At 67.2% G+C, this 24,613-nt stretch carries 21 protein-coding genes and 2 tRNA genes; all 23 read right to left on the reverse strand.

Annotation, left to right across the window (positions count from 1 at the left end; all coding sequences use genetic code 11):
• Positions 1–69: 69 nt before the first annotated feature.
• Positions 70–164, reverse strand: a tRNA-Ser gene (locus KA248_08470).
• A 71-nt stretch (positions 165–235) separates the two neighbouring features.
• A complete protein-coding gene (locus KA248_08475; GenBank protein ID MBP7829936.1) occupies positions 236–868 on the reverse strand; it encodes a biotin--[acetyl-CoA-carboxylase] ligase in 633 nt (210 codons plus the stop codon).
• Positions 869–872: 4 nt separating this feature from the next.
• Positions 873–1,727: a carboxylating nicotinate-nucleotide diphosphorylase gene (nadC, locus tag KA248_08480; GenBank protein ID MBP7829937.1), complete on the reverse strand. Its 855-nt coding sequence runs from the start codon at positions 1,725–1,727 to the stop codon at positions 873–875.
• Positions 1,728–1,792: 65 nt separating this feature from the next.
• Positions 1,793–3,871, reverse strand: coding sequence for an excinuclease ABC subunit UvrB (uvrB, locus tag KA248_08485; protein MBP7829938.1), 2,079 nt, complete (start codon positions 3,869–3,871; stop codon positions 1,793–1,795).
• Between the two features lie 14 nt (positions 3,872–3,885).
• Positions 3,886–4,995 carry a glycosyltransferase family 4 protein gene (locus KA248_08490; protein MBP7829939.1) on the reverse strand — a complete coding sequence of 370 codons (1,110 nt, stop codon included), beginning with the start codon at positions 4,993–4,995 and terminating at the stop codon, positions 3,886–3,888.
• A complete protein-coding gene (locus tag KA248_08495; GenBank protein ID MBP7829940.1) occupies positions 4,992–6,497 on the reverse strand; it encodes a hypothetical protein in 1,506 nt (501 codons plus the stop codon). Before KA248_08495 ends, KA248_08490 begins: the two co-directional genes overlap by 4 nt.
• 29 nt (positions 6,498–6,526) lie before the next feature.
• On the reverse strand, positions 6,527–7,567 hold the full coding sequence (gene lpxD / locus KA248_08500; GenBank protein MBP7829941.1) for a UDP-3-O-(3-hydroxymyristoyl)glucosamine N-acyltransferase: 1,041 nt from the start codon (positions 7,565–7,567) through the stop codon (positions 6,527–6,529).
• Between the two features lie 19 nt (positions 7,568–7,586).
• The gene (locus KA248_08505) at positions 7,587–8,210 is read right to left on the reverse strand and encodes an OmpH family outer membrane protein (GenBank protein MBP7829942.1); all 624 of its coding nucleotides are present in this window, start codon (positions 8,208–8,210) and stop codon (positions 7,587–7,589) included.
• Positions 8,211–8,240: 30 nt separating this feature from the next.
• Positions 8,241–10,547, reverse strand: coding sequence for an outer membrane protein assembly factor BamA (bamA, locus tag KA248_08510; GenBank protein MBP7829943.1), 2,307 nt, complete (start codon positions 10,545–10,547; stop codon positions 8,241–8,243).
• Positions 10,544–11,959 carry a replicative DNA helicase gene (gene dnaB, locus KA248_08515; protein ID MBP7829944.1) on the reverse strand — a complete coding sequence of 472 codons (1,416 nt, stop codon included), beginning with the start codon at positions 11,957–11,959 and terminating at the stop codon, positions 10,544–10,546. Before dnaB ends, bamA begins: the two co-directional genes overlap by 4 nt.
• Position 11,960: 1 nt before the next feature.
• The gene (gene rplI, locus KA248_08520) at positions 11,961–12,404 is read right to left on the reverse strand and encodes a 50S ribosomal protein L9 (protein MBP7829945.1); all 444 of its coding nucleotides are present in this window, start codon (positions 12,402–12,404) and stop codon (positions 11,961–11,963) included.
• 24 nt (positions 12,405–12,428) lie between these two features.
• Positions 12,429–12,677 carry a 30S ribosomal protein S18 gene (locus tag KA248_08525; protein MBP7829946.1) on the reverse strand — a complete coding sequence of 83 codons (249 nt, stop codon included), beginning with the start codon at positions 12,675–12,677 and terminating at the stop codon, positions 12,429–12,431.
• A 24-nt stretch (positions 12,678–12,701) separates the two neighbouring features.
• A complete protein-coding gene (gene ssb / locus KA248_08530) occupies positions 12,702–13,166 on the reverse strand; it encodes a single-stranded DNA-binding protein (GenBank protein ID MBP7829947.1) in 465 nt (154 codons plus the stop codon).
• The gene (gene rpsF, locus KA248_08535) at positions 13,153–13,506 is read right to left on the reverse strand and encodes a 30S ribosomal protein S6 (protein MBP7829948.1); all 354 of its coding nucleotides are present in this window, start codon (positions 13,504–13,506) and stop codon (positions 13,153–13,155) included. Before rpsF ends, ssb begins: the two co-directional genes overlap by 14 nt.
• Positions 13,507–13,516: 10 nt before the next feature.
• Positions 13,517–14,089: an aminoacyl-tRNA hydrolase gene (locus KA248_08540; protein ID MBP7829949.1), complete on the reverse strand. Its 573-nt coding sequence runs from the start codon at positions 14,087–14,089 to the stop codon at positions 13,517–13,519.
• A gap of 21 nt (positions 14,090–14,110) precedes the next feature.
• Positions 14,111–14,893: a 50S ribosomal protein L25 gene (locus tag KA248_08545; GenBank protein MBP7829950.1), complete on the reverse strand. Its 783-nt coding sequence runs from the start codon at positions 14,891–14,893 to the stop codon at positions 14,111–14,113.
• 18 nt (positions 14,894–14,911) lie between these two features.
• Positions 14,912–15,838: a ribose-phosphate pyrophosphokinase gene (locus KA248_08550; protein ID MBP7829951.1), complete on the reverse strand. Its 927-nt coding sequence runs from the start codon at positions 15,836–15,838 to the stop codon at positions 14,912–14,914.
• A gap of 25 nt (positions 15,839–15,863) precedes the next feature.
• A tRNA-Gln gene (locus KA248_08555) sits at positions 15,864–15,934 on the reverse strand.
• Between the two features lie 182 nt (positions 15,935–16,116).
• Entirely contained in the window at positions 16,117–19,401 is a 3,285-nt protein-coding gene (locus KA248_08560) for an N-6 DNA methylase (protein ID MBP7829952.1), read from the reverse strand.
• Positions 19,402–19,438: 37 nt separating this feature from the next.
• Positions 19,439–19,855 (reverse strand): type II toxin-antitoxin system VapC family toxin, encoded by a 417-nt coding sequence (locus tag KA248_08565; GenBank protein ID MBP7829953.1) that lies wholly within the window; start codon positions 19,853–19,855, stop codon positions 19,439–19,441.
• Positions 19,845–20,078, reverse strand: a complete 234-nt coding sequence (locus tag KA248_08570) for a type II toxin-antitoxin system prevent-host-death family antitoxin (protein ID MBP7829954.1) — start codon at positions 20,076–20,078, stop codon at positions 19,845–19,847. Before KA248_08570 ends, KA248_08565 begins: the two co-directional genes overlap by 11 nt.
• A gap of 193 nt (positions 20,079–20,271) precedes the next feature.
• Positions 20,272–22,959 (reverse strand): valine--tRNA ligase, encoded by a 2,688-nt coding sequence (locus KA248_08575; protein ID MBP7829955.1) that lies wholly within the window; start codon positions 22,957–22,959, stop codon positions 20,272–20,274.
• Complete coding sequence (gene cimA, locus KA248_08580) at positions 22,952–24,550, reverse strand: citramalate synthase (protein ID MBP7829956.1); 1,599 nt, start codon at positions 24,548–24,550, stop codon at positions 22,952–22,954. Before cimA ends, KA248_08575 begins: the two co-directional genes overlap by 8 nt.
• Positions 24,551–24,613 lie beyond the last annotated feature (63 nt).

Raw genomic sequence — 24,613 nt, forward strand, 5'->3', positions numbered from 1 at the left:
GAGCCGCCTTTTCTCACATTTTGCGGCCAGCGGCGAATGAAAAACAGCATCGGAATGAATACAACATACTGGCGGAGAGGGGGGGATTCGAACCCCCGATACCGGATTTGGTCCAGTATGACGGTTTAGCAAACCGTTGCTTTCAGCCGCTCAGCCACCTCTCCCATTGCGGGGCCGCGTACTTCGTCGTGGAACTTACCGGAGGTCCCCCACGTGCGCAAGCGGCTTTTCGCCGCTATTCCAGCACGGGCATGACGGAGGTGCCTGTGCGAAGGCTCCAGTCCCGCAGGAGCGGCTGGCGGCGGCCGGCGCGAAAGCCGGCGTACACGCGGCCCAGCGACTCGAGGACCAGTCCGGCCAGCCGCCGGGGTTCCGTATCCACGCCTTCCAGCCGGCAGGACGTGGCCTTGTTCCTCAAGTCCTCCGGCCAGTCGGCCCGGTCCTGCGTGACGTTGATCCCCAGGCCGATAACGGCAAATTCCACGGACTCGGCCTCGATCCGGGGTTCGACAAGGATGCCCGCGATCTTGCGCCCGCGCGCGAGGACGTCGTTGGGCCATTTCAGCGTGAGGCTCCCCACCCCGGCCCGCTCCAGCGCTTCGGCGACGGCCAGGGCCCCGATGACGCCCAGCCAGTTGGCTTCGTACGCGGGGATGGCGGGCCGCAGCAAAACAGAGAGGTAAACGCCCTGCCCCTCGGCCGATAGCCACGTCCGGCCCTGCCGTCCCCGGCCTTTCTCCTGCCGCCGGGCGAGGATGGCCAAGCCCTCCGGGGCGCCCTGTTCAGCCTCCCACTTCGCCACGTCGTTGGTGGACGTGACGGAATCGAATTCCTTGAAGATAAAAACGAGGGGCGGACGCTCGGCCATCGCGCTATGCTCCGATCGCGAACTCGAGCGAGAAATCGGCGGCGGGCGCGGAATGGGTCAGCGCACCGACGGACACGGCGTCCACCCCGGCGCGCGCGACGGTCTCGACGTTTGCCAGGGTGATTCCTCCCGAGGCCTCGATCCTACAACGGCCCTTCGCCAGGTCCACGCACCGCCGCAGGCGTGCCGGGTCCATGTTGTCCAGGAGCACCCAGTCCGGTGCGGCGGGCAGGACCTGTTCGAGTTCGGCTTCGCTCTCCACCTCGATCTCGATCACGAGGCCCGGGAAGCGGCGGCGCGCCTCTTCCACGGCCCCCGCCAGCCCGCGGCCGCCGCGGCGCGCCCACGCCGCGCGGTGGTTGTCCTTGATCAGCACCCGGTCGTACAAGCCGACGCGATGATTGACCCCGCCGCCGCACCGGACGGCGTATTTCTCCAGGAAGCGAAGCGTCGGCGTCGTCTTGCGCGTGTCCAGGACCTGCACGCCGTACGGCGCCGCCTTGCGGGCGAACTGCCGGGTCAGCGTGGCGATGCCCGACAGGCGTTGCAGAAAGTTCAGCGCCACGCGCTCGCCGGCGAGGATGGACCGCGCGCGGCCCCGCAGGACGAGCGCCTCCTGGTCCCGCTCCACCGGATCGCCGTCCCGGGCCTTCGGCCGGCACTCCAACCCGGCATCCACCTGCCGGAAGACCTCCACGGCCGCCGGGAGGCCCGCGACGACGTACGAGCCGCGGGACAGGATGGCTGCCTCGGCCGGTTCCTCCGCGCCGACCAGGGCCTCGGACGTGCAATCACCCGGGCCGAGGTCCTCCTCCAGCGCGCGGCGGACGAGGTCCGCGAGGCGCGGATCGGAAGCCAGGTCTGGAAGTTCAGTGGTCACGGTCGAAGGGTATCATCGGGCGGCGGGCGTCGCAAGCGACGCCCCTACTTCTTCCGGCGCCTGCGGCCGACGGTATATTTCGTCAGGGCGGGCGCCTTATTTTCCTTTCTCGAGACCCCGGGAACGGATGAATCGCCTGTCTCCTTTTTCTTCTGCGCCGCCTTGAGTTCGTAAAGCTGGTCGCGCAGCAGCGCGGCGCGCTCGAACTCCAGCGCCTCGGCGGCCTCCATCATCTCGCGCTCGATGTCCGCCATGACCTGCGCGGCGTCGTACTCCACGCCGGCCTCGCGGATCGCCTGCGACTCGACCTCCTTGGCGGCCTCCTGCTCCGCCAGGCTGTCCTGGATGGCCTTGACGATGCTCTTCGGCGTGATGCCGTGCTCCCGGTTGTAGGCCATCTGCTTCTCGCGGCGCGCGCGCGTGATGTCAATCATGCGCTGCATGGATTCCGTCACCTGCTCGGCATACAGGATCACCTGCCCGTTCACGTGGCGCGCGGCGCGGCCCGCCGTCTGCACGAGCGACGTCTCGGAACGCAGGAACCCCTCCTTGTCCGCGTCGAGGACGGCGACGAGCGAGACCTCCGGCAGGTCCAGGCCCTCGCGCAGGAGGTTGATGCCCACCAGGCAGTCGAAGTCCGCCTTGCGCAGGCCGCGCAGGATCTCGACGCGCTCGATGGTGTCGATCTCCGAGTGCAGGTACTTCACGCGCAGGCCGATGTTGTGGAGGTACTCGGACAGGTCCTCGGCGGTCTTCTTGGTCAGCGTGGTAACGAGCGTGCGCTCGCCCTTCTCCGCGCGCTTCCGGACCTCCTCGATCAGGTCGTCGATCTGGCCGGCCAGCGGCCGGACCTCCACGGGCGGATCGAGCAGGCCGGTCGGGCGGATGACCTGGGGGACCGGCGGCCACCCGACCTGGCGCTCGAACGGACCCGGAGTGGCCGACGTGAACAGGATCGGCCCGGTCGCGGCCATGAACTCGTCGAAGTTCATCGGCCGGTTGTCGAGGGCCGACGGCAGCCGGAACCCGTGCTCGACGAGGACCAGCTTGCGCGACCGGTCGCCGTTGTACATCCCGCGGATCTGCGGCACGCTGACGTGGGACTCGTCGAGGATGGTCAGGAACTCGCCCTGGAAGAAGTCCAGCAGCGTCGCCGGCCGCTCGCCCGGCGAGCGGCCGGACAGGTGGCGGGAGTAGTTCTCGATGCCGCTGCAGTAGCCGACCTCGAGGAGCATCTCGATGTCGTATTCCGTGCGCATGCGCAGCCGCTGGGCTTCCAGCAGCTTTTCCGCGGCCTCGAACTTCTTGACCTGCTCCTCGAGCTCGGCGCGGATGCCGGCCAGGGCGCGCTCGATCTTGGCCTGGGGCATGACGAAGTGGCGGGCGGGCGAGATCATGACGCCCGGCAGCTCGGCGAGCGTGTGGCCGGTCAGCGGATCGATCCGCCGGATGCGCTCCACCGAGTCGCCGAAGAAGTCGATCCGCACGCCGTCCTTGCGGTAGGACGGGAAGACGTCCACCGAGTCGCCGCGCGCGCGGAACGTGCCGGGCTCGGTGGAGAGATCGTTGCGGCTGTACTGGATGTCCACGAGCTTGCGCAGCACCGCGTCGCGGTCCGCGGTCTCCCCGCGCCGCAGGTTGACCAGCATGTCGCGGTAGTCCTCGGGCGAACCCAGGCCGTAAATGCAGGAGACGGAGGCGACGATGACCACGTCCCGCCGGTTCATCAGGGCGTCGGTCGCCGCGAGCCGCAGGCGCTCGATCTCGTCGTTGATCGCCGAATCCTTCTCGATGTACGTGTCCGTCTGCGGGATGTACGCCTCGGGCTGGTAATAGTCGTAGTAGCTGACGAAGTACTCGACGGCGTTGTCCGGGAAGAAGCCTTTCAGCTCGGCGTAGAGCTGGGCGGCCAGGGTCTTGTTGTGCGAGATGACCAGGGTCGGCCGGCCCCAGCGCCGGATCACGTTGGCGATCGTGAACGTCTTGCCGGAGCCCGTGACGCCCTCGAGCGTCTGGAAGCGTCGCCCGTCCGCCAGCCCGCGGCAGAGGGCCTCGATCGCCTCCGGCTGGTCGCCGGTCGGGTCGAACCCGGATTTCAGATGGAAGACGGGAGCCGTGTCCATGCGGGCATGGTAGCCTAAACGGCCGCCGCGTACAAACGGCAGAGCCGTTCTCCGAGTTCCCGCTCCACCCCGGCCCCGTAGCGCCGCTCGAAGGCCCGCCGCCCCATGGCCCGCCGCTCCTCCGGATTCTCGAGCAGGGAAACGAGAGCCCCGGCCAGCCGGGAAGGATCGCGGGATTCGACCAGGAGTCCCGTTTTACCGTGCTCCACGGCCTCGGCCAGCGCGCCCACACGCGCGGCGACGACCGGCCTGGCGAAGCAGGCGGCGATCGGTTCTACCCCGCTCTGGCTGGCCTCCACGTACGGGAGCACGACCACGGCGCATCGCGCGAAGAAGCGGGCCAGCTCGCGGTCCGGGATGAAACGGTTGTGCAACTCGACGCGGTCGCGCACCGGCGCCAGGAGGCCGGCCCAGCGGTCCAGCGAGCCCTGCCCCGCGATGACCAGGCGCGCCCGCGGGACGCGCCGGAGGATCTCCGGCATCGCCGCGAGCATCACCCCGACGCCTTTGTACTCGTGGATCCGGCCGAACAGCAGGATGTCGAACGGCTGCTCCGCGGCGTCCCCCGCCCAGGCGCCGATGCGCGAGGACATGATCACCGGCAGGACCTCCACCCGGTCCGGGGCCAGGCCCCAGCGCCGCACGGCCTGCTCCTTCAGCGCATGGCCGTTCACGATGAAACGGCGGGCGTGCCGCAGCAACGCGGACAGCTTGAACCCCTCCACCGGCCGGCGTTCGCCGAGATGCGGGTAGACGTCGTGCAGGGTGGCGATCACGGGTACGCGCGCGGCGAGGCCGGGGACGAAGAGCGGGTACGTGATGTGGCCGGAGTTCACGTGCAGGACGGTCGGGCCCCAGGCCAGGATGTCCCGCCGGACGCGCCGCGCGAGCCAGGGCAGGCGGGCCAGCGCCGGCGCCGCGCGCCAGGCCAGTTCCTGGGGCGCCTCGTAGCGGAAGCAGACGACACCGGGATCGAAGAGGTCCGGGTCGCTGTCCGCCGGGCCGAAGCTGGCCACCGCCGCGTCCGGCCGGGCGCGCCGCACGGCATTGGCGATGCCGGCGGCGTAGTGGGCCATGCCGCCCCGGTGCAGGCTTAGCACGGCCAGGCGGAGCGACTTGCTCATCCGGGCTCCTCGGCGGGGCACGCGCCGGAACGACGTAACGCCTGCCAGATATCCCGGGCTTCGTAGCCGCGCAGGCTGCGCGAAACGAACACGCTCCACGCGAACAGGACCGCCCACACCGCGAGCGCCGGCCAGGCGAAGTCCGGCCCCCTTTCCCAGCGGATGAAGGCTCCCAAGCCGGCCGTGATCAGCAGCGGCGCCGCCAAGCGCCGCGCCCGGAGGGAAACCTGCCATTGCCGCCACGCGGACGCGATCGCGTAGGCCATGAAGGCCAGCGTGCCGCCCAGCAGGGCCAGGACGGTCTCCACGCCGGACCCGCTCCGCCCGTACGCCAGGAACAGCGGGACAAAGACCGCGTACATCCAGAAGGACGCCTTCAACACCACTCCCGGCGTCTTCATGAGTTGTCCGACCAGGGCGTACCGCATGCCGACCCAGAACGCCAGGGTCATGCCGAACCACAAGCTGATCACGGGGATGGCCGGGATGAAATCGGGGCCCCAGGCCCACGGCACGGCCCAGTCGGCGACGGCTAGGAACAAGCCCGTGACCGCGAGGATGAGCACGCCCCCGAGGCGGCAGAACAGGCTCTGCCAGACGACGCTGCGCTGGAGCCCTTCCGTCTCGTGCATGAGCGTAATCGAGGGCCAGAGCGCGCCGCCCGCGGTGCCGAGCAGGCCCAGCAGGATGTTTTGCAGACGCACGGCCAGGCCCACGCGCCCGATCAGCAGACTGCTCATCCCCGCCAGGCTCATGAAATACGGCGCCATGGTGACGTAGGCCATGGACGCGGTGTGGGCGAGGGCAAGGATCGCCCCGAAGGACGTGATCTCCCGGAGCCGGCGCCCCGGCAGCCAGCCCCGCGGCCAGCGGATACAGGGCGCGGCCAGCAGCCAGGACGCGGCCGCGGAGAGGCCATCGCCCAGCGCGCAGGCGGGCGGCACGAGCCGGAACCCGCCGAGCGCGTATCCCGCGGCTACCAGCGCGGGCACGAGGGCCGTGAACAGGATGTTGAGGACCACGATCCGGCCCGTGCGCCGCTCGGCGTACAGCAGCAAGTAGGGCGCGAGGCCCGCCACGCGGGCCAGGACGCTGAAGGCCAGGTACGCCGCCGCGGGCGTGTTCATGACCGCGCTGCGGCTCGCCATGATGAGCACGAAGCCGGCCGCGGCGGAGACGGCCCCGACACCCAGCCGCATGACGGCCACGGACTTGAAGATCAGGCCGGCTTCGAGTTCCTGCCCCCGCGCCCGGGCCTCCACGTAGTATTGCGAGAGGACCGCCGGCGTGCCGAGGGTGCACAGCAGCGCGATGAAGTCGATGACGCTGCGGAACACCGCCCAGTTCCCGTAGTCGCGCGAGCCCAGGAGCCGCGGGACGGCCAGGGCCAGGACAAAGGATAGGACGGTGCTGACCACCTGCCCGGCCCCGATCAGCGCCACGCCGCGCGCGGCCCGGGAGGCTTCGCGCGCCCGCTCCGGGCCCGGTTCAGGAATGGGCATGCCCACGGAAGCTCCCCGCCCCGGCCGGCTCAAGCGCCGCGCGTTTCCAGGGCCTTCAGGCGCGCCTCGAGTTCGACGACCTTCTTCTTCAATTCCGGCAGCCGCGCCATGTGGGCGTGCAGTCGTTTTTCCTCGTCGTGCGGAATGGCCGGGAAGCCGGACACGAACGACTGCGGCGGAATATCCTTCGTGACCACCGACCGGGCGCCCACGATGCAATCCCGGCCGATCTGTATATGGCCGACCACCCCGACCATGCCCGCCAGGATCGTCCGCTCGCCGATCTCCGAGCTGCCGGAGATGCCGACCAGGGCGACGATCACCGCGTTGTCGCCGATGACCACGTTGTGGCCGATCTGCACGAGGTTGTCGATCTTGACGCCGTTCCCGATGCGCGTGCGGCCGAATCGCGCGCGGTCGATCGTCGTATTGGCGCCGATCTCCACGTCGTTACCGATCTCGACGATGCCGATCTGCGGGATTTTCTCGCGGACGCCTTTCTCGTCGACGCTGTAGCCGAAGCCGTCGCTGCCGATCACCACGCCGTTATGCAGGATGACCCGGTCGCCGAGGCGGCAGGCCTCGCGGACGGTCACCTGCGGATAGAAGCGGCAGCCGGCGCCGACCTTGGCCCCGTGGCCCAGGTAGCAGCCGGCGAACAGGACGGTCCCCTCGCCGATTTCCGCGCCGGGCTCCACGACCACGTACGGCCCGAGGCTGACGTTGGCGCCAAGTTTCGCGTCCGGGGCGACGATGGCCGTCGGGTGCACGCCGGGCGGCGGCACGATCGGCGCGGGGGCGTACTCCATGGCGATCCGGGCGAACGTCTTGTCCGGGTCCTTCGCCCGGAGCACGCACGGCGCGGCACAAGGGCGGTCCCAGTCCTTCGGCACGATGACGGCCGAGGCGCGGGTCGTGGCGGCATCCGGCGCATAGCGCATGTTCGCGAGGAACGAAATCTGGCCCGGCTGGGCCTCGCGAAGACCGGCTACGCCGGTGATCGTGATGGCCCCGTCGCCCTCCAGGACGGCGTTGACGCGCTGCGCCAATTCTGCGGTGGTCCAATTCATGTCCTTCTCCCGGAGGCGTCTACTTGTCGGCCGGCTTTGCCGCCGGCTCCTCCGCGGGCGTGGCGTCCTCGGTCTTGTTGAGCTGCTCCAGGATGATGTCGGTGATGTCGCTGCGCACGTCCTGGTAGAGGACCATCTCGACGCCGTTGAAGCTCTGGCCCGACGAATCGATCACCGTGCTCAAACCCTGGGTGCGGGCGTACGTCTGGATGGTCTGCTGGATTTCCTCGACGATCCGCTTGCGCATCCGGCGCGTCTGGTCGTCCAACTGCTTCTGGCGCGCCTCGTCGAACCGGCGGATCCGGGTCTCCATGTCGCGGGTCTCGATCAGTTTTTCCTCCGCGGCGTTGCGCTTCGCGGCCCGGGCGTCCTCGCTCAAGGCCGTGTTCTGGGCCTCGTCGCGCAGGGCGTTGAACTGTTCCTGGAGCTTCTCGAATTCCGTGGTGAGCTTCTTGCGCTCCTCGTTGAATTCCTCCGCCTGCTTTTTGAGCTGCTCGTCCGCGAGCTTGGTCTTGTAGAACTCGCTGAAGGCGCGTTCCATGTTGACGAATACGATCGGCGGGGTCTCCGCCCGCGCCGCCAGGTTCAGGCCCCAGCCAAGGGCCAATCCGATCGCCGCCAGTCTCCGCATCGCGCTGCTCATGGTTCCTCCGTGGTGTGAAAGGGCCTCCGCTCAATACTGGTATCCGAGCCAGAAACTGAAACGCCCGCTGCTCCGGTCGTTCACCGGGTCCGCGTCGATCGGCCAGGTGTAGTCGAGCTGGATCGGGAAGCCGGGCAGGTCGAACCGCACGCCGAACCCGAGCCCGGAATTGAGGTCGGGAAGTGTATCGTCCTGCCGATCCGTGGACCAGGAATCCGGCCAGACCATGCCGACGTCGTAGAAGAACGCCAGGCGGACCTTCTCGGCCACGGGCATGGTGTATTCCGCCGTGAGGTAGGCGGCGGTGTCGCCGCCGATCGGGTCGCCGTTCTCGTCGTGCGGGCCGACGTCGCGGTACTTGAAGCCCCGGATCGTGCGCGGCCCGCCCAGGAACTCCCGGTCGAACAGATGGACCTTGTCGGAGTCGCCGTATTCCTCGACCACGCCCGCCCAGCCGCGGAGGTTGAACACGTGGTCGAACCACAGGGGGAAGTATTGCGAACTGCGGGCCTCGAAGCCGTACATGTCCGTGTCCGCCCCCAGCAGGCCGCCGGCGACCGTCCCCGAGATGCTGCTGCGGTTGCCGCGGCTGGGGAGGAAGGGATGATTGCGCGTGTCGCGGACCAGTTCGAGCGTCAGGGAGCTCTTCTTGTAGATGCCCTCTTCATCCCGGATGATCTGGGAGGCGTTGGTGGAGACGTCGTAGATGTCGATCTGCTGCAGGCCGTAGGAGAGGTTGACGCGGCTGAACGACCCGAGGGCGTGGCCGAGCGTGATGCGGCCGCCGATGTTCTTCTGGTCGTAGAGGCTGCTGTCGTAGCTGTTCTCGTGCCGGAAAAGGTCCAGGCCCAGCGAGAGGCGCCGATTCAGGAACCACGGTTCGATGAACGACATTTCGTAGTCGGAGCGCTTGGTCCCGACCTGGGCGCGCAGTTTCAGCTTCTGGCCGCCGCCGGTCAGGCCCGGCCAGTCGAACAGGTCGAAGTTGCCCTGCGAAAGCTCCACGAAGCCGATCAGGTCGTCCACGCTGGAGAAGCCGGCCCCGGCCATCAACTGGCCCGTCCGCTGCTCCTCCACCTCGATGTTCAGATCGTACCAGGCCGGGTCATCGGTCGGCGACGGGTAGCTGTTGACGTACTCGAAGTAGTTCAGGTTCTGCAGGCGCCGCTCGCTGGTCCGGACCTTGACGGTGTTGTACAGGTCGCCCGGGTACACCGCCAGCTCGCGGCGGATCACCTTGTCCTTCGTCCGCGCGTTGCCGCGGATGCGGATCTCCCGGATGCGGACCTCGCGCCCCTCCTCGACCGTGAACCGGACATCGGCGACATGGGTCTTCGGATCGGCGAGAATATCGGCGTCCACCGCGGTCCGGATGCGGCCCCGGCTGCCGTACCAGTCCTCGAGGGCCTGGGCGTTCTTGCCGATCTCCGTGCTGGAGGCCGTGTCGCCGGGTTTCAGGCGCACCGAGGCCTCGACCTCGGCCGGCGGCGCCGACGTGATCCCGGCATAGTCGATCTTCCCCACCCGGTACGTCGAGCCCTCGTCCACGCCGATGCGAACCCGGAGCCCGCGCCGGCCCAGCGGCGTGACCTCGGGCTCGCCGATCCCCGCGTCCAGGTAGCCCCGCCCGCGGTACAGCTCCCGGATCCCCTCGCGGTCCGTCTCCAGCGCGTCGGGATCGTAGGTGCCGGCCCCCGTGATCCAGGAAAGCCAGTTCGCGCGCCGCTGCTTCATCACCTTCAGCAGTTCCCGGCTCTTGACGTGCCGGTTGCCCTCAAACTCGATCCGCTTGACCGTGGCGCGGCGGCCCTCCTTGACGGTGATACGCACGTTGATCCAGCCCGGCTCGTCGGCGGGCGCGATCTTCCACGTCAGCCGCGCGTCCGGGAAGTACTTCTTGCGGTACGTCTCGATCACCTTCTGCGAGCGCACGGCCAGCAGGGAATCGTCCGCCGCGTCGCCCGGCCCGAGTTCCATGAGGGTCCGCACCTTGCGGTTCCCGAGATCGTCCGCGCCCTCGATGTCCAGGTCCCGGATGCGGGACCGGCCCTCGACGACGAAGAACACGGCGACCCCGCCGGCCCCCGGCTCCGCCTCCACCGACACGCTGGAGAACATGCCGCTCTGCTGCATCGCGCGCAGGTCGCGCCCGACGGCCATGGCGTTGTATTCCTCGCCGGGCCGGAGCGTGGAGAAGGCCATCACCGCGTTCGTGTCCACCCGCCCGTGCCCCAGGACCCGGACGCCCACCTCGCTCACGTTCGCGGCGCGGGTCACCCCGCCCGCGAGCAGGAGGCCGAGGACCGCGATCCAGCGCTGCCGGGAAAACCGTCTCATGGGGGGGCCTCCCTGTCGCGCGCGCCCGGGGCTTCCTCCTGGTCGACCCCCGCCGCGCGGGTCTCAAAACGCGTGAATTCTTCTACGAAATTGAGTTTCACGATCCCGGTGGGGCCGTTGCGGTGCTTGGCGACCTCGACGACCGCCAGGAGCTGGTCGTCGTGGTCCGGGTCGTCCGGGTACTTGCAGGGGCGCCGGAGCAGCAGGACCACGTCGGCGTCCTGTTCGATCGAGCCCGAATCGCGCAGGTCGGAAAGCTTGGGGATCGCCGTGCTGCTCCGGGTCTCCGGGGCGCGGCTCAACTGGCTCAAGACCAGCACCGGGATCTTCAGTTCCTTGGCCATGCCCTTGAGCGCGCCGGAGATGGCGGCCGTCTCCCGCTGCCGCCCCTCGGAGGCGAACTGCGGGTAGTTGAGCATCTGCATGTAGTCCACCACGATCATCTCGATGCCGAAACGCCGCTTCATCCGCCGGGCCCGCGAACGCAGCTCGAGGACCTCCAGCCCGGCCGTGTCGTCCAGCAGGATCTTCGCCTTGTTCAGCGCCGACGCGGCGTTCATCAGCCGGCCGTGGTGCTCGGTCGAGAGATAGCCGCCCGCGAGCTTGTGCCCGGGCACGTCGGCGTGGGAGCAGATCATGCGGCGCGCGAGCTGTTCGCGGGACATTTCCAGGCTGAACACCGCGACCGGGCGCGGCTCGTGGTCGCCGCCCTGCCCCAGCGCGATGTTCTGCACGATGTTCAGCGCCAGGGAGGTCTTGCCCATCGAGGGCCGCGCGGCCAGGATGACCATGTCCGTCGGCTGCAAGCCCAGCAGGATCCGGTCGAGGTCGTGGAAGCCGGTCGGGATGCCGGTCAGCCCCTTTTTCAGCGCGTAGATCTTCTCGATCTCCTGGACCGCCTGCTTCATCAGGTCGGGCCACGGCGTCACCTGGCCGCGCTGGGCCTCGCCGATCTCGAAGAAGGACTGCTCGACCTTGCCCAGGATGCTGTCCGCGCTCTCCTCGGAGCCGTAGGTCGAGTCGATGGCCTCGCGCGCCCGGTCGATGATCAGCCGGAGCAGGTGCTTCTGCCGGACGATCTCGATGTAGTACTCGGCGTGCGCGGGGGTCGGCGTGGCGTCGACGAGCTGCTCGAGGAACGCGGCGCCGCCGATCTCCTCCAGGCGGCCGCGGTCGCGCAGGCGGTCGCCCGCGGTCAGCAGGTCCACCGGCCGCCCCTCGTGGCTCATCTCGATGAAGAGCTCGAAGAGCGCCTGGTGCGCCGGGACGTAGAAAGACTCGGGGCGCAGCCCGCGTTCCACGGCCAGGTCCACGACCCGGCCGGCGTCCAGCAGCGTCGACCCCAGGACTCCCCGCTCGGCTTCCTCGCTGTACGGCGGGATGCGGTCGGTCCTGGCGGCGGGCGCAGCCATACTACTCCTCGACGATCCAGACCTTCAGTGTCGCTTGGACCTCGGGATGAACCTTGACGGGCACGTTGAACACGCCCAGTTCGCGCAGCGGCTCCGGCAGTTCGATCTGGCGCTTGTCCAGTTCCAGCCCCTGGGCCTTGAGCGCCGCGGCAATATCCGCCGACGTGATCGACCCGAAGAGCTTGCCGCCCTCGCCGGTCTTCGCCGTCAGCGTGCAGGAGGCCTGTTCGATCGCCGCCGCCTGGACCCGCGCCTGCTCCAGTTCCTTCTGCTGCTGCGCCTCGCGCGCCTTCCGCCGGGTTTCGAGGCGGCGCCGCGTCGCCTCCGTCACCGGGGCGGCGAGCTTGCGGGGCAGCAGGTAGTTCCGGGCGTAGCCCTCCGCGACCCGCACCACGTCGCCTTCGGCGCCCAGGCCCTCCACGGTCTCCGTCAGAATCAGTTCGATAGCCATGTCGTCATCCCTTTCCGTTCAGGGCAGCAGGCCCATTACCCGGGCGCGCCGGATCGCGAGCTTGATCTGCCGCTGCTGCTTGGCCGTGGCGCCGGTGAAACGCCGCGGCATGATCTTGCCGCGCTCGGTCATGAACTTGCGCAGCAGCTCGTAGTCGCGGAAGTTGATCGTGTCGTCCGCCTTCAGGTACCGCGTCCGGCGGATGGGGGCCGCGCCGCTGCGGGACGGCTTCCGGGTTTCCTTGTCGCTCGATGCTCGTCTCTTCATTCGCGTGTCCTTTTTGTCGTCTCTCTAGAAGGGCAGGTTCTCGTTGTCCGTGTGCTCGTCCGGGCCGGCCGGGGGCTCGTCCGCCGGCGGCGGCGGGGCGGCCTGCCTCCCGCCGCGCGGGGGCGGTCCGCCTTCCGGCGCGTCGCCCATCTCGCCGCGCTTGGGGCGGCCGAGGAACTGCACGCGGTCGGCCCGCACGCGCAGGCGGCTGCGCTTCTCGCCGGCATCGGTCTGCCAGGTGTCGTACTGCAGGATGCCTTCCACGAGGATCGGCGATCCCTTGCTCAAGTACTCGCCGCACAGCTCGGCGGTCCGGCCCCAGGCCACGACGTTGACGAAGCAGACTTCCTCCTTCTGCTCGCCGCCGCTGGTGTAGGTCCGGTTGATGGCCATGTTGAGGTCGGCCACGGCCGTGCCCGTCGGCGTATAACGCACCTCGACGTCGCGCGTCAGGTTTCCCGCCAGGAAAACTTTGTTAAGGCTGGCCATCGCGCTCTCCCCGGTCGCCGTATTCGCCCGGCACGGTGATCTTGCCCGGCCCGCCGGGCAGCGCCTCGACGATCTGGACGCGGAAGATATTTTCGTCCAGGCGGTAACGGGCGAGCAGCGGCGCGACCTGTTCGGCCGGCAGCCGGATGAAGGCCAGCACGTAGTAGCCCGCTTCCTGCTTCTGCATGGGGCGGGAGAACCCGCGCTTGCCGAGCTGGTTGACGCTCTCGATCTCGCCGCCCGCGCGCTTGATTTCCTCCTGGGCCTTCGTCAGGGCGGCCGCGAGCGCGTCGTCCTTCAGGGCCTCGGGGAAGATGAACATGGCTTCGTATTTCTTCAATGGCATCTCCTCATTTCGTTTCGCTGTTAAACTGGTTCATCGCCTGCTCCACGCCCGACTCGACCAGCCGCCGGACCGCTTCGCCTGCCTGCCGGACGGCCTTCGCCACCGGGTCTCGCTCCGCGGCACCGAAGCGCGCGAGCACGTAGCCCGTCAGGTCCTCGCCCACCGGCCGCGGGCCGATGCCCAGCCGGACCCGCGGGAAGTTCTCCGTCCCGAGCGTCGCGAGCACCGACTGCAGCCCCTTGTGCCCGCCCGCCCCGCCCCGCTTCCGGATGCGCAGGCGCCCGGCCTCCAGGTCGAGATCGTCCAGCACGACGACCACGTCCTCCGCCGCCAGGCCGTGCTTCCGGACCAGCGGCCGGAGGGCGGCCCCGCTCCGGTTCATGAACGTCATCGGCTTGACCAGCAGCACCCGCTCCCGGCCCATCGCGATCTCCGCGGATTGCAAGGGCAACAGCCATTTCTTCCGGAACCGCGTCCCGGCGCCCGCCGCCAGCTCGTCGAGCACGTCGAACCCCACGTTGTGCCGCGTGTGCGCGTACTTCCGGCCCGGATTGCCGAGTCCCACCACGATCTTCACCGGATGGCTCCCCCCGCCGCGCTACTTGGCTTTCTTGCCTTCTTCCTTCTTGGCGGCTTCCGGCTTCTTCCCGGCCTCTTCCTTCTTGCCTTCCGGCTTCTTGGCCTCGCCCTTCTTGCCGCCTTCCTTCTCCTCGCCCTCCGCGCCTTCCTCGCCCTCTTCCTTCTTCGCCGTGATCACCTCGGGCTCCGCGGCGGCGCCCTCGCCCGCGGCGGCCTCCGCCGGGGCCGCTTCCTCTTCCGCGCGCGGCGCGGCCACCGTCGCGACGGCCACTTCCTTCGCGGTCAGGATCGTGTACTTCGCCGGGTCCAGATGGATGTCCGCCACGGTCAGGCTCTGGCCGATGTTCAGGGCGCTGACGTCCAGGTCCACGTGCTCCACGATGTCCGCCGGCAAACACTCGACCGCCAGCTGACGGATCAGGTACTCCAGCACGCCGCCCTGCTGGGTCACGCCGACCGGCTCGCCGACCAGGCGGACCGGCAGCTCGACGCGAAGCTTCTCGGTCATCGAGATCTCGTTGAAGTCCGCGTGCGTCATCTTGCCCGAGACCGGGTGATGCTGGACCTCCTTGAGCAGGACCTTCAGCGTCTTGTCGCCCTCGACCTCCAGGTCCATCAGGATGTTCTCGCCCGAGTGCCCCCGGAGGATCTGCTCGAAGTCGTGCAGGTTCAACTGGACCTTGCGCCCCGGCTTGCCGTCGCCGTAGACCACCGCGGGCAACAGGCCCTGGCGGCGAAGGCGGCCGGCCTGGGCGCTGCCCTGGCCCTGGCGCGGTTGGACTGTGACTTTCAACGTTATCATCGCTGTCTCCCTTGCTGGCTATACGTTAAAGAGCGAAGTGACCGATTGGTTGCTGTGGATGCGCAGGATGGCCTCGCCGAGCAGGTCGGCGACGGAGAGGGCTTCCACGGAAAATCCGTTCCAGTTCTTGGCCGGCACGCTGTTCGTGGTCACCATGAACTCGATCGGCGAGTTCTTGAGGCGCTGGATCGCCTGGTCGGCAAGCACGGCGTGCGTGACGGCCGCGAAGACCCGCTTCGTGCCGCGCGCCTTCAGCAGGTTCGCGGCGGCGCAGAGCGTGCCGCCCGTCGTGCACAGGTCGTCCACGAGCAGCGCGTTGCGGCCGGCGACGTCGCCGACCAGGTTCAGGGCCTCGACCTCCGTCGCGCTCTGGCGCTGCTTGGCGACGATCGCCAGGCCCGCCCCCAGCATCTTGGAATAGGCATAGGCCATCTTCAGCCCGCCCGGGTCCGGCGCCACCACGACGAGGTCGGCGATCTCCTTCGCGCGGATGTGCTTGACGATCACCGGCGCCGCGAACAGGTGGTCCACCGGGATGTCGAAAAAACCCTGCACCTGCTGCGCGTGGAAATCCATCGCCAGCAGCCGGTTCGTCCCGGCCGCCACGAGCAGGTTGGCGACCAGCTTGGCCGTGATCGGCACGCGCGGCTGGTCCTTGCGGTCCTGCCGGGCGTACCCGTAGAACGGCATCACGGCCGTGATCCGGGCCGCCGACGCCCGCCGGGCCGCGTCGACCATGATCAGCAGCTCCATCAGGTTTTCGTTCGGCGGGTTGCAGGTGGGCTGGACGATGAACACGTCCTGCCCGCGGATGTTGTCCACGATCTTGACGCCGATCTCGCCGTCCGGGAAGCGCGTGATCTTCACGTCCCCGAGCGGCTGCTCCACGTACGCGGCGATTTCCTCCGCCAGCGCGCGGTGCGCATTCCCCGAAAATATTCTCATGTCCACTTTTCGCCACCCCGGGCATTTGCCCGACCAGGACTCGAACCTGGACTCTGGCCTCCAAAGGGCCGTGTGCTGCCATTACACCATCGGGCATCCCGTCGCTGCCCACAAAAAATCCGGCGGCGCCCGGCATCCTGACCCCTCGAGGCCGCCGTCGGGTTCCCGCGTATATATAAGACGGCCCTTTTCCCGCGATCCCGCCCCTCCGAGCCGTAACAAGTGCGACAGAGTATGGACCGCCCCGCCAAAAGTCAAGGTAACTTGAAGGGAATCCGCTACCCGATCGGCCAGCCCGGGATCGCCCGGTCGATCTCGGCCATCAGGCGCAGGGTCTCGGAAAGGGCGACCACGATCTTCTGGTAGTGCCGCACGTCCTCGTAGGACAGCGCCCGGCCCTTCCGGTCCTTCAGCCACTTTTCGCAGACCTGGTAGCCGCCCACGTGGAAGTTCCAGACGGCCTCCGGCACGCCGTCGAAATACTGGGTTGAGTTGATGTGGACCCGGCCTCCCGCATAAGACACCTTCTCCACCGTGTTGTCGCCCTTCTCGGGGAAGGAGGTGATGAAATCGTTGAGCTTCGGCGACTCCATCAGGTGCAGGCCCGCCAGTTCCGCCCCCAGCCCCGCCAGCCGGAAGAACAGCTCCCGGTCCGCCGTCAGCGGCAGCCGAGGGAAATCGATCTTCAGGAACTCCGCGTACCGCGCGCGGTACGTCGGCGAATGAAAAACCGCGTAGGCGTAGTGGAACACATCCTCGGGCGTGAAGACACCCCCCTCCGCTGTAGCCGCGCCTCTGCGAGGCGCGTCCGGCACGGCTACAACCATCTTCATCCCCAGCGCCCCCTCCACCGCCGAGACGAAGGAGGGGGTGAAGTTGGGGCGGGGACCAGTACCAAGCTTCAATTCATTTGTCTCATCGTAAACATAAAGAGGGAAAACGCTCAATATACCTTTGCTGCTGTAAAAAGCCCTATTGTCCGTCATAAATCTGGCGATGCTAAAGTGATTATAATCCTCGCCAACTGAAACTTGACGCATAGCCAGAAAAGCCAAGTTGTTTCCGGCGATCATGTGCTTCATGCAAGGGAAGCCAGGAGTTCCAACAAACCCTCTGGTCCTTCCGCTATACCAAATGACACGAACATCAAACGGGCGATAAAGAACTGGGTGAATTGGATTCGCGGAATTGTTCTCGCGAAGATCTGTAATCGCTTTTTTAAGTTTCCAGTCTCGGCTGTCCTTTTGGAGTCCATACTTACGACGAATCTCTCCCTCCTCAAGGTCAAGAAAATCAGATACAGTGGAAACTAAACTTGCTCTTTCAAAATGGATAGACAGTGAATCCCTTTCTGTTTTGACACCAGAACCCGACACGACAAAGGCATCTTTCAACGAAACACCTTGCCCGTACTCCTCCTGTGCCTTCGTATCCTTCGGCACGAAGAACCAGTACGGCTCCGTGGGTTTTAGTTCCGTCCATTTCGTGGACTCCGCGTCGTTTCCGCCGAGCCATTCGTATTTCTGTTCGCGCCGCCCCCACAGGTCGGCGTGTAAGACTTTGGGTAGGGCGCGACCGCCGGGCGCGCCGCTCTTTTCCGGCGTCGCGGGAGCTCCGCCCTCCACGGACCCGTCCGGTAAACGGGCACTGGAGGGTCGAGCTCCCGCGAGACCGTCTTCCGCCCTACCCTTTTTCACCGCCAGCAAAATGGACACGCCGACGGTGATGTCGAAGACGTTCTCGTCCTTGCCGCCCTCGGGCGTCTTCTCCTTCTTCTTCGAGCTGCCGTGGAGGTTCAGGACGTAGAGCTCGTCGAAGGCTTCCATCAGCGATCGGCGCAGCCGGCGGTGCGTGATGCCGTCGAGATACGTGTTGTTGGTGATGAACCCGATCAGCCCGTGCCCCGTCCGCTCGATGCGCCACTGGGCGAACCGCAGGAACTTGATGAAGTCGTCGTCGAGGTTGAGCTTCTTCTCGTTCAGGTCCTTCTTGTAGTCCTCCAGCAGCTTGAGAATCCACGGGTTGCGGTTCATCCGGCCGAAGTTGGCGTACGGCGGGTTGCCGAGCACAACCATGATCGGCGCCTTGGACTTGACCTCCGAGGCGGCGTCGGCCTCCTCGGAGATCCAGCTCGCGTAGAGCTGCTCGCTCTTGTGAGCGGCCTGTTCGAGGGTGTTGGTCAGGAAGACCCCGAGCCGCCGGTCGCCGCCGAAGCCGTAGCCGGTCTCCTCCAGCCGCATGCCGAGCTTGAGGTGCGCGATGGCGTACGGGGCCATGAGCAGCTCGAAGCCGAAGAGGCGGTTGAGGAGATGGTTCTCCACGTAGCCGTCCCACGCGCCCTTCTGCTTCGCGAACCGGGCGTACACCTCGTTAAGCACGGAATACAGGAACGTCGCCGTGCCGGCGGCGGGATCGAGGATCAGGGTTTTCTCGTCCGCCAGGCCGCCGGGCCGATCGAACTTCGACTGGAGGAGCCGGTCGAGCGAGCGGACGATCCAGCCGACGACGGGCTCGGGGGTGTAGTAGACGCCGCGGCCCTCGCGCAGTTTCGGGTCATAGGCGGCGAGGAAGGTTTCGTAGAAGTGGACGATCGGGTCTTCCCGGCCCTTCCCCTTTCCGAAGTCCCGCAGGATCTCGTGCATGTCGGCGTGCCGCAGCAGGTCCACGAGGTCGTCCACGGCCCACGCGATGGTGTCGGGCATGTCCACGCCGGCGATCTCGTGGAACAGTTTGCGCAGGAAGGGATTTGTTTTCGGCAGCCGGTAGGCCGCCATCTCGCGGGTGAATTCCTTGTTCGCGGGGGTGTGGATGCGCGCCGCGAAGAGGCCGTAGGCGAGCGTCTGGGCGAACATGTCGGCGAAGTCGGCCTCGGTCAGGTCGGGGATCAGCGTCTCGCGGAAGGCGGAGAGCCAGGCGTGCAGCCACGGGCCGCGCGGCTTCCCGGCGCCGTATTCGGCGGCGGCCTCGCGGAGCCTTGTTTTCTCCAATTCTTCCGCCTCGTGGCGGAAGGTGGCGTTAATGAGGTCCCGCAGGATGCGCGTGAGCGCGGCCATGCGGACGGCGAGTTCGCGGGCGGTGCCGATGGTCAGGGCGGGCTGCTCGTAGAAGGCGTTGAGCAGGGCGGCCAGTTGGGGTTCCGCGTCCGGGAGCGGCCGGAGTTTTCCCCTGGCGTCCACCTCCGCCACGCGCAGGGCCAGGCGCGGCTCGCCGCCGACGAACCACCGGAACTCGAGGTAGTCGGTCAGCATCCAGTTGGCCAGCCCGTCGCGGTAGCGGACAAACTGCTCGCCGTGCGGGCCGCGCCCGCGGGCCATCTCGTCGAGGTTCGTGCCGATGTCCTTGGTCTCGACGTAGCCGAGGGGCGTTTTCTTCCGTGTGACAATGAAGTCGGGGGCGCCGCAGGCGATGCGGCGCGGCTCGTTGGTCGCGTCCACGTCCTTGCCGCAGGCTTCCAGGAGCCGTTCGAGGAACGGCCGGTAGGTGTGCTCGGTGGCGATCCCCTTGTCCAGGTTCCGCTTGAGTTCCGCGAGATAGTCCCCCAATGGCGTCACGCCCGGGAGCATAGCAGAGCGCCGCCGAGCATCGCAAGGCCGCGTTCCCTCAGCCCAGGAGGGGTGTTTCAAAACCGGCCTCGCGGAAATGGCGATCCTTGGTCAGGGCCGTTCGAAGCTTCAGGCGCCTCATGACGGTAAAGCTGACCCCATCCGTGAAGGACCAGTCCTGATCTTCATGCTTGGCCCAGAAGGCGAAGGCATCGCTGAAGAGTTCGGGGTCCATCCAGACCACACGGCAGGACGCGGATTCCAGGATGCCGGCCAGGAAAGCCGAAGCCACCGGGCCGTGCCCGCGTGCCTTCAGGAGCGTGGCGGTCTCATCGAGGACATAATCGGTCGTCACAAAAAGCCGGCGCTGCCGGGCGGACTCGCGCATGTACCCCTCCATGCGTTCGTGCGCGTCGTCCTTTTTTACCAGCAGCGCGTAAAACGCCCCGGTATCCAGGAATACTTCACGCCCCATAGATCCCCCGGTCCATCTCGGCGTTGGACAGGGACACGCCGTCTTCCGCCGCCAGGTCGGCCAGCCGGTACAAAGGATCTTCCGGGCCGGCCTTTCGTTTCACCGGCTCGAGGCGCGCCACCGGTTTGCCGCGAACGGTCAGCAACAGCGACTGGCCGCGACGCACGCGATTCAACACCCCCCCCGCATCCTTCCGGAACTCCAACAGCGAAACCGCGGTCATGTTGATCTCCAAGTTGAACTTCAACTTGAATATAAACCGTGTCACGGGAAACGTCAAGGACAACGGGGAGGCGCCCCGCCGCGCCTCCCTATCCGCGTCCACCCGCGTGATCCGCGGTTTCTCTCCCCTTGTTTGACCACGCCAGCGCGACGCCTCGCGGGACGGGGGCGTCCCGTCTCCAGCGGCTCGAGGGTCAGGCTGTCTTGAGCATGTCACGGAGCTTGCGCAGCTTCTCCAGCTTCTCGACCAGCTCCGCCTTGCGGGCCTTGTGCTGCTCGATCACCGCCGCGGGCGCGCGGGTGACGAAGTCCAGGTTATCCAGTTTCCGGGCCAGTTTCTGGATGCCGTCCTCGGCCTCCTCAATCTGGCCGTTGAGCTTCTCGACTTCTTTCGCGGCATCCACGAGGCCCTCGAGCGACAGGAAGATCGTGCCCAGCGGGCTCAAGCCGCTCGGCATCGCGCCGACCGGCGCGAAGGCCGGGTCGATCGCCAGGGTCTCCGCCTTGAGCAGGGAAACGATCGCCTCGCGGTCGGATTCCAACTGCCCCGCCACGGGGGGGCTGACCGGCCGGACGGTGAACTTCACCCGGGTGCCCGGCGGAATACCGTAGTCCGCGCGCAGCGTGCGCCCGATGCGCACGAGGTCGTGCCGGGCGTCCACGTAGGCGACCAGCTCCGGCGTGATCCCCCACGCGTGCAGGTCCTCCTCGGGGCGCGGCTCGGGCCACTTCTCGGTCATGAGGTACGAATCGCCGTGCAACGCCGCGTAGCCCATCCCGTGCCACAGTTCCTCGGTCAGGAACGGCATCAGCGGGTGCAGCAGGCGCAGCGCGCGGGAGAAGACGTAGTGCATCACGCCCAGCACGTCGCTTTTCCGCTTCTCATCCGTGCCGTACAGAACCTGCTTGGCGTACTCCACGTACCAATCGCAGAACTGGTGCCAGAGGAATTCGTACAAGGTCTTGGCGTAGTCGTTGAGCCGGTAGCGCGCCAGGTTGTCATCGCAGGCGGCGATGGCGGCGTGGAGCTTGGCCAGGATGTGGCGGTCATCCGCGGATAGTGTCGCGGCGTCGAAGGCCGGCTCGTCGGAGGCCGCCGGGCCCTTGGTCTGCATCTGGATGAACCGCGCGGCGTTCCAGATCTTCGTGCCGAAGTTCCGGCCGATCTCGAACTTGTTGTTGGAGAGGAACACGTCCTGCCCCGTCGCCGTGAGCATGATCAGGCTGAAGCGCAGGGCGTCGGCGCTGAACTGCTCGGTGATCGCCAGCGGGTCGATGGAGTTGCCGAGGCTCTTGCTCATCTTGAGCCCCGACTCGTCGCGCACCGTTCCGTGGATATAGACCTCGCGGAACGGGAGGTCGCCCATGAACTCGAAGCCCGCCATGATCATGCGCGCGACCCAGAAGAAGATGATCTCCGAGGCCGTCGAGAGCGTCACGGTCGGGTAGTAAAACGAGAGGTCGGCGCCCTTCTCGGGCCAGCCGAACACGCTGAACGGCCAGAGCCACGAGGAGAACCACGTGTCCAGCACGTCCTCGTCCTGCCGGAAGTCCGCCGAGCCGCATTTCGGGCAGGACCCGGGTTTCTCGCGGGCCGCCCATTCGTGGCCGCAGGCGTCGCAGTAGAACACCGGGATGCGGTGCCCCCACCAGATCTGCCGCGAGATGCACCAGTCGCGGAGGTTCTCCATCCAGTCGAGGTACACCTTGGTCCAGCGCTCCGGGATGAAACGGATGCGGCCGTCGCGCACGGCCTCGATAGCGGGCCGGGCCAGCGGCTTCATCTTTACGAACCACTGCGGCGACAGCCGCGGCTCGACCATCGTGTGGCAGCGGTAGCAGTGCCCGACGGCATGGTCGTGGTCTTCGATCTTCTCCACCAGCCCGGCGTCGCGCAGGTCCTCGACGATGTCCTCGCGGCAGGCGAAGCGGTCCATGCCCGCGTACGGCCCCGCGGCCTCGTTCATCGTGCCGTCGTCGTTCATCACGTTGATCGGCGTCAGGCCGTGCCGCTGGGCGATGGCGAAGTCGTTCGGGTCGTGCGCGGGCGTGACCTTGACCACGCCCGTGCCGAACTTCGGGTCCACGAAGTCGTCCTCCACCACGCGCAACTCGCGCTGGAGGATCGGGAGGACAAGAGTTTTGCCGACCAGGTGCCGGTATCGCTCGTCCCGCGGGTTGATGGCGACGGCGACGTCGCCGAGCAGGGTCTCCGGCCGAGTCGTGGCGACCAGGACATGCTCCTTTTTCTTCGCGTCCTTGACCGGGTAGCGGATGTAGTAAAGCTTGCCGCCGAGGTCCTCGTGCTCGCTCTCCTCGTCGGACAGCGCGGTCCGGCAGCGCGGGCACCAGTTGATGATGTACTCGCCCCGGTAGATCAGCTTCTTCTCGTAGAGCCGGATGAACACCTCGGCGACGGCGCGGCTCAAGCCCTCGTCCATTGTGAACCGCTCGCGGTCCCAGTCGCAGGAGGCCCCGATCTTCTTGAGCTGCCGGATGATCGTGGCCCCGTACTGCTCGCGCCACTTCCAGACGCGCCGGATGAACTCCTCGCGACCGAGGTCGTCGCGGGTCTTCTTCTCCTCTTTCTTCAGCGCGCGCTCGACGACGTTCTGCGTCGCGATGCCGGCGTGGTCCGTGCCGGGCACCCAGACCGTGTTGAAGCCCTGCATCCGCTTCCAGCGGATCAGGATGTCCTGGATGGAGTTATTGAGGGCGTGGCCCATGTGCAGGATGCCCGTCACGTTCGGCGGCGGGATGACGATGCAGAACGGCTTGCCGCCGCGCGAGGCGTCGGAATGGAACAGCCCGCGCTCGGTCCACTCGCGGTACCAGCGCTCTTCGATCGACTTGGGATCGTAGTGCTTGGCCAGGTCAGCCATCTTTCTTCCCCGCTTTCTTCTCCTCGAGGAACAGCTTGTACTCCACGCTGTCCACGAGCGCCTCCCAGGAGGCCTCGATGATGTTGCCGGACACGCCCACGGTGCCCCAGGTCTGGCGGCCGTCGCTCGACTCGATCAGCACGCGGGTCTTGGCCGCGGTCGCCGTCTCGGGGTCGAGGATGCGGACCCGGTAATCGGTGAGCACCACGTCGGCGATCTGCGGGTAGAAGCGCGTCAGCGCGTTGCGCAGCGCCGAGTTCAGGGCGTCCACCGGGCCGTCGCCCTCGGCGACGGTGTGCTCCGTCTCGCCGTTGACCGTCAGCTTCACCGTCGCCTCGGACAGGCACGGCTCGCTGCGGTGCCGCTTCTCGACGATCACGCGGAAGCCCTCGAGCGTGAAGAACGGGCGGTGGGCCTTGAGCACCTTCTGCACCAGCAGCTTGAAGGAACCCTCCGCCGCCTCGAACTCGTAGCCTTCCTTCTCCTGCCGCTCCAGCTCGTGAAGAATCTCCTTCACCTCCGGCGAGGTCTTGTCGAGGTTCATCCCCATCTCGACCGCCTTGAGGAAGATGTTCGACGCGCCGGACAGCTCCGACACCAGCACGCGCCGCTCGTTGCCCACGACGGCCGGGTCGATGTGTTCGAAACTGCGGGCGACCTTGCGGACGGCGTCCACGTGCATGCCGGCCTTGTGGGCGAAAGAGCTGTCGCCGACGAAGGCCGCCTTGCGGTTCGGCCGGACGTTGGCGATCTCGTCCACGAACAGCGAGACCTCGCGAAGCTGTTTCAGGCTCCCTTCCCGCAGGCAGTCGCAGCCCATCTTGAGGACCAGGTTCGGAATGATGGACGTCAGGTTCGCATTGCCCGTCCGCTCGCCGTAGCCGTTCGTCGTGCCCTGGACCTGCACCGCGCCCGCGCGGACGGCCTCGAGGCTGTTCGCCACGCCGGTCTCCCCGTCGTTGTGCGCATGGATGCCGACCTTGGGCCCGACCTGGCGGATCACCTCCTGGATGATCGCGAATACCTCGTGCGGCAGCGTGCCGCCGTTGGTGTCGCAGGGCACGACCAGGTCCGCCCCGGCGTCCAGCGCGGCCCGCAGGGTCTTGAGCGCATACTCGGGATCATCCTTGTACCCGTCGAAAAAGTGCTCGGCGTCGTAGATGACTTCCTTGCCGTGCTGTTTCAGGTACCGCACGGTGTCGGCGATCATAGCGAGGTTTTCCTCGTCCGTGGTCCGGAGGACCTCCTTGACATGGAGCCGCCAGCTCTTGCCGAAGATCGTGCAGGCCGGCGTGTCCGCTTCGATCAGCGCCTGGGTGCCGAGATCCTCGGCCACGGGGGTATTCGCCCGCCGCGTGCTGCCGAACGCCGCGATCTTCGCGTGAACGAGCTTCTCCTTCCTGATCTCCTTGAAGAAGGCCATGTCCTTCACGTTGGAGGCCGCGAATCCGCCCTCGATGTAGTCCACGCCGAAGGCGTCCAGCCGCTTCGCGACGCGGACCTTGCCCGCCACCGAGAACGAAATCCCCTCGCCCTGCGCGCCGTCGCGCAGCGTGGTGTCATAGATCGCGATGCGTTTGTTTGTCTTCATGGCCTTACCATCCTGTCCTTTTCACCGCGGATGGCGCGGATAACGCGGTTTGAACCATCCGCG

This window comes from Kiritimatiellia bacterium (assembly GCA_018001225.1).
Classification (GTDB): domain Bacteria; phylum Verrucomicrobiota; class Kiritimatiellia; order CAIQIC01; family JAGNIJ01; genus JAGNIJ01.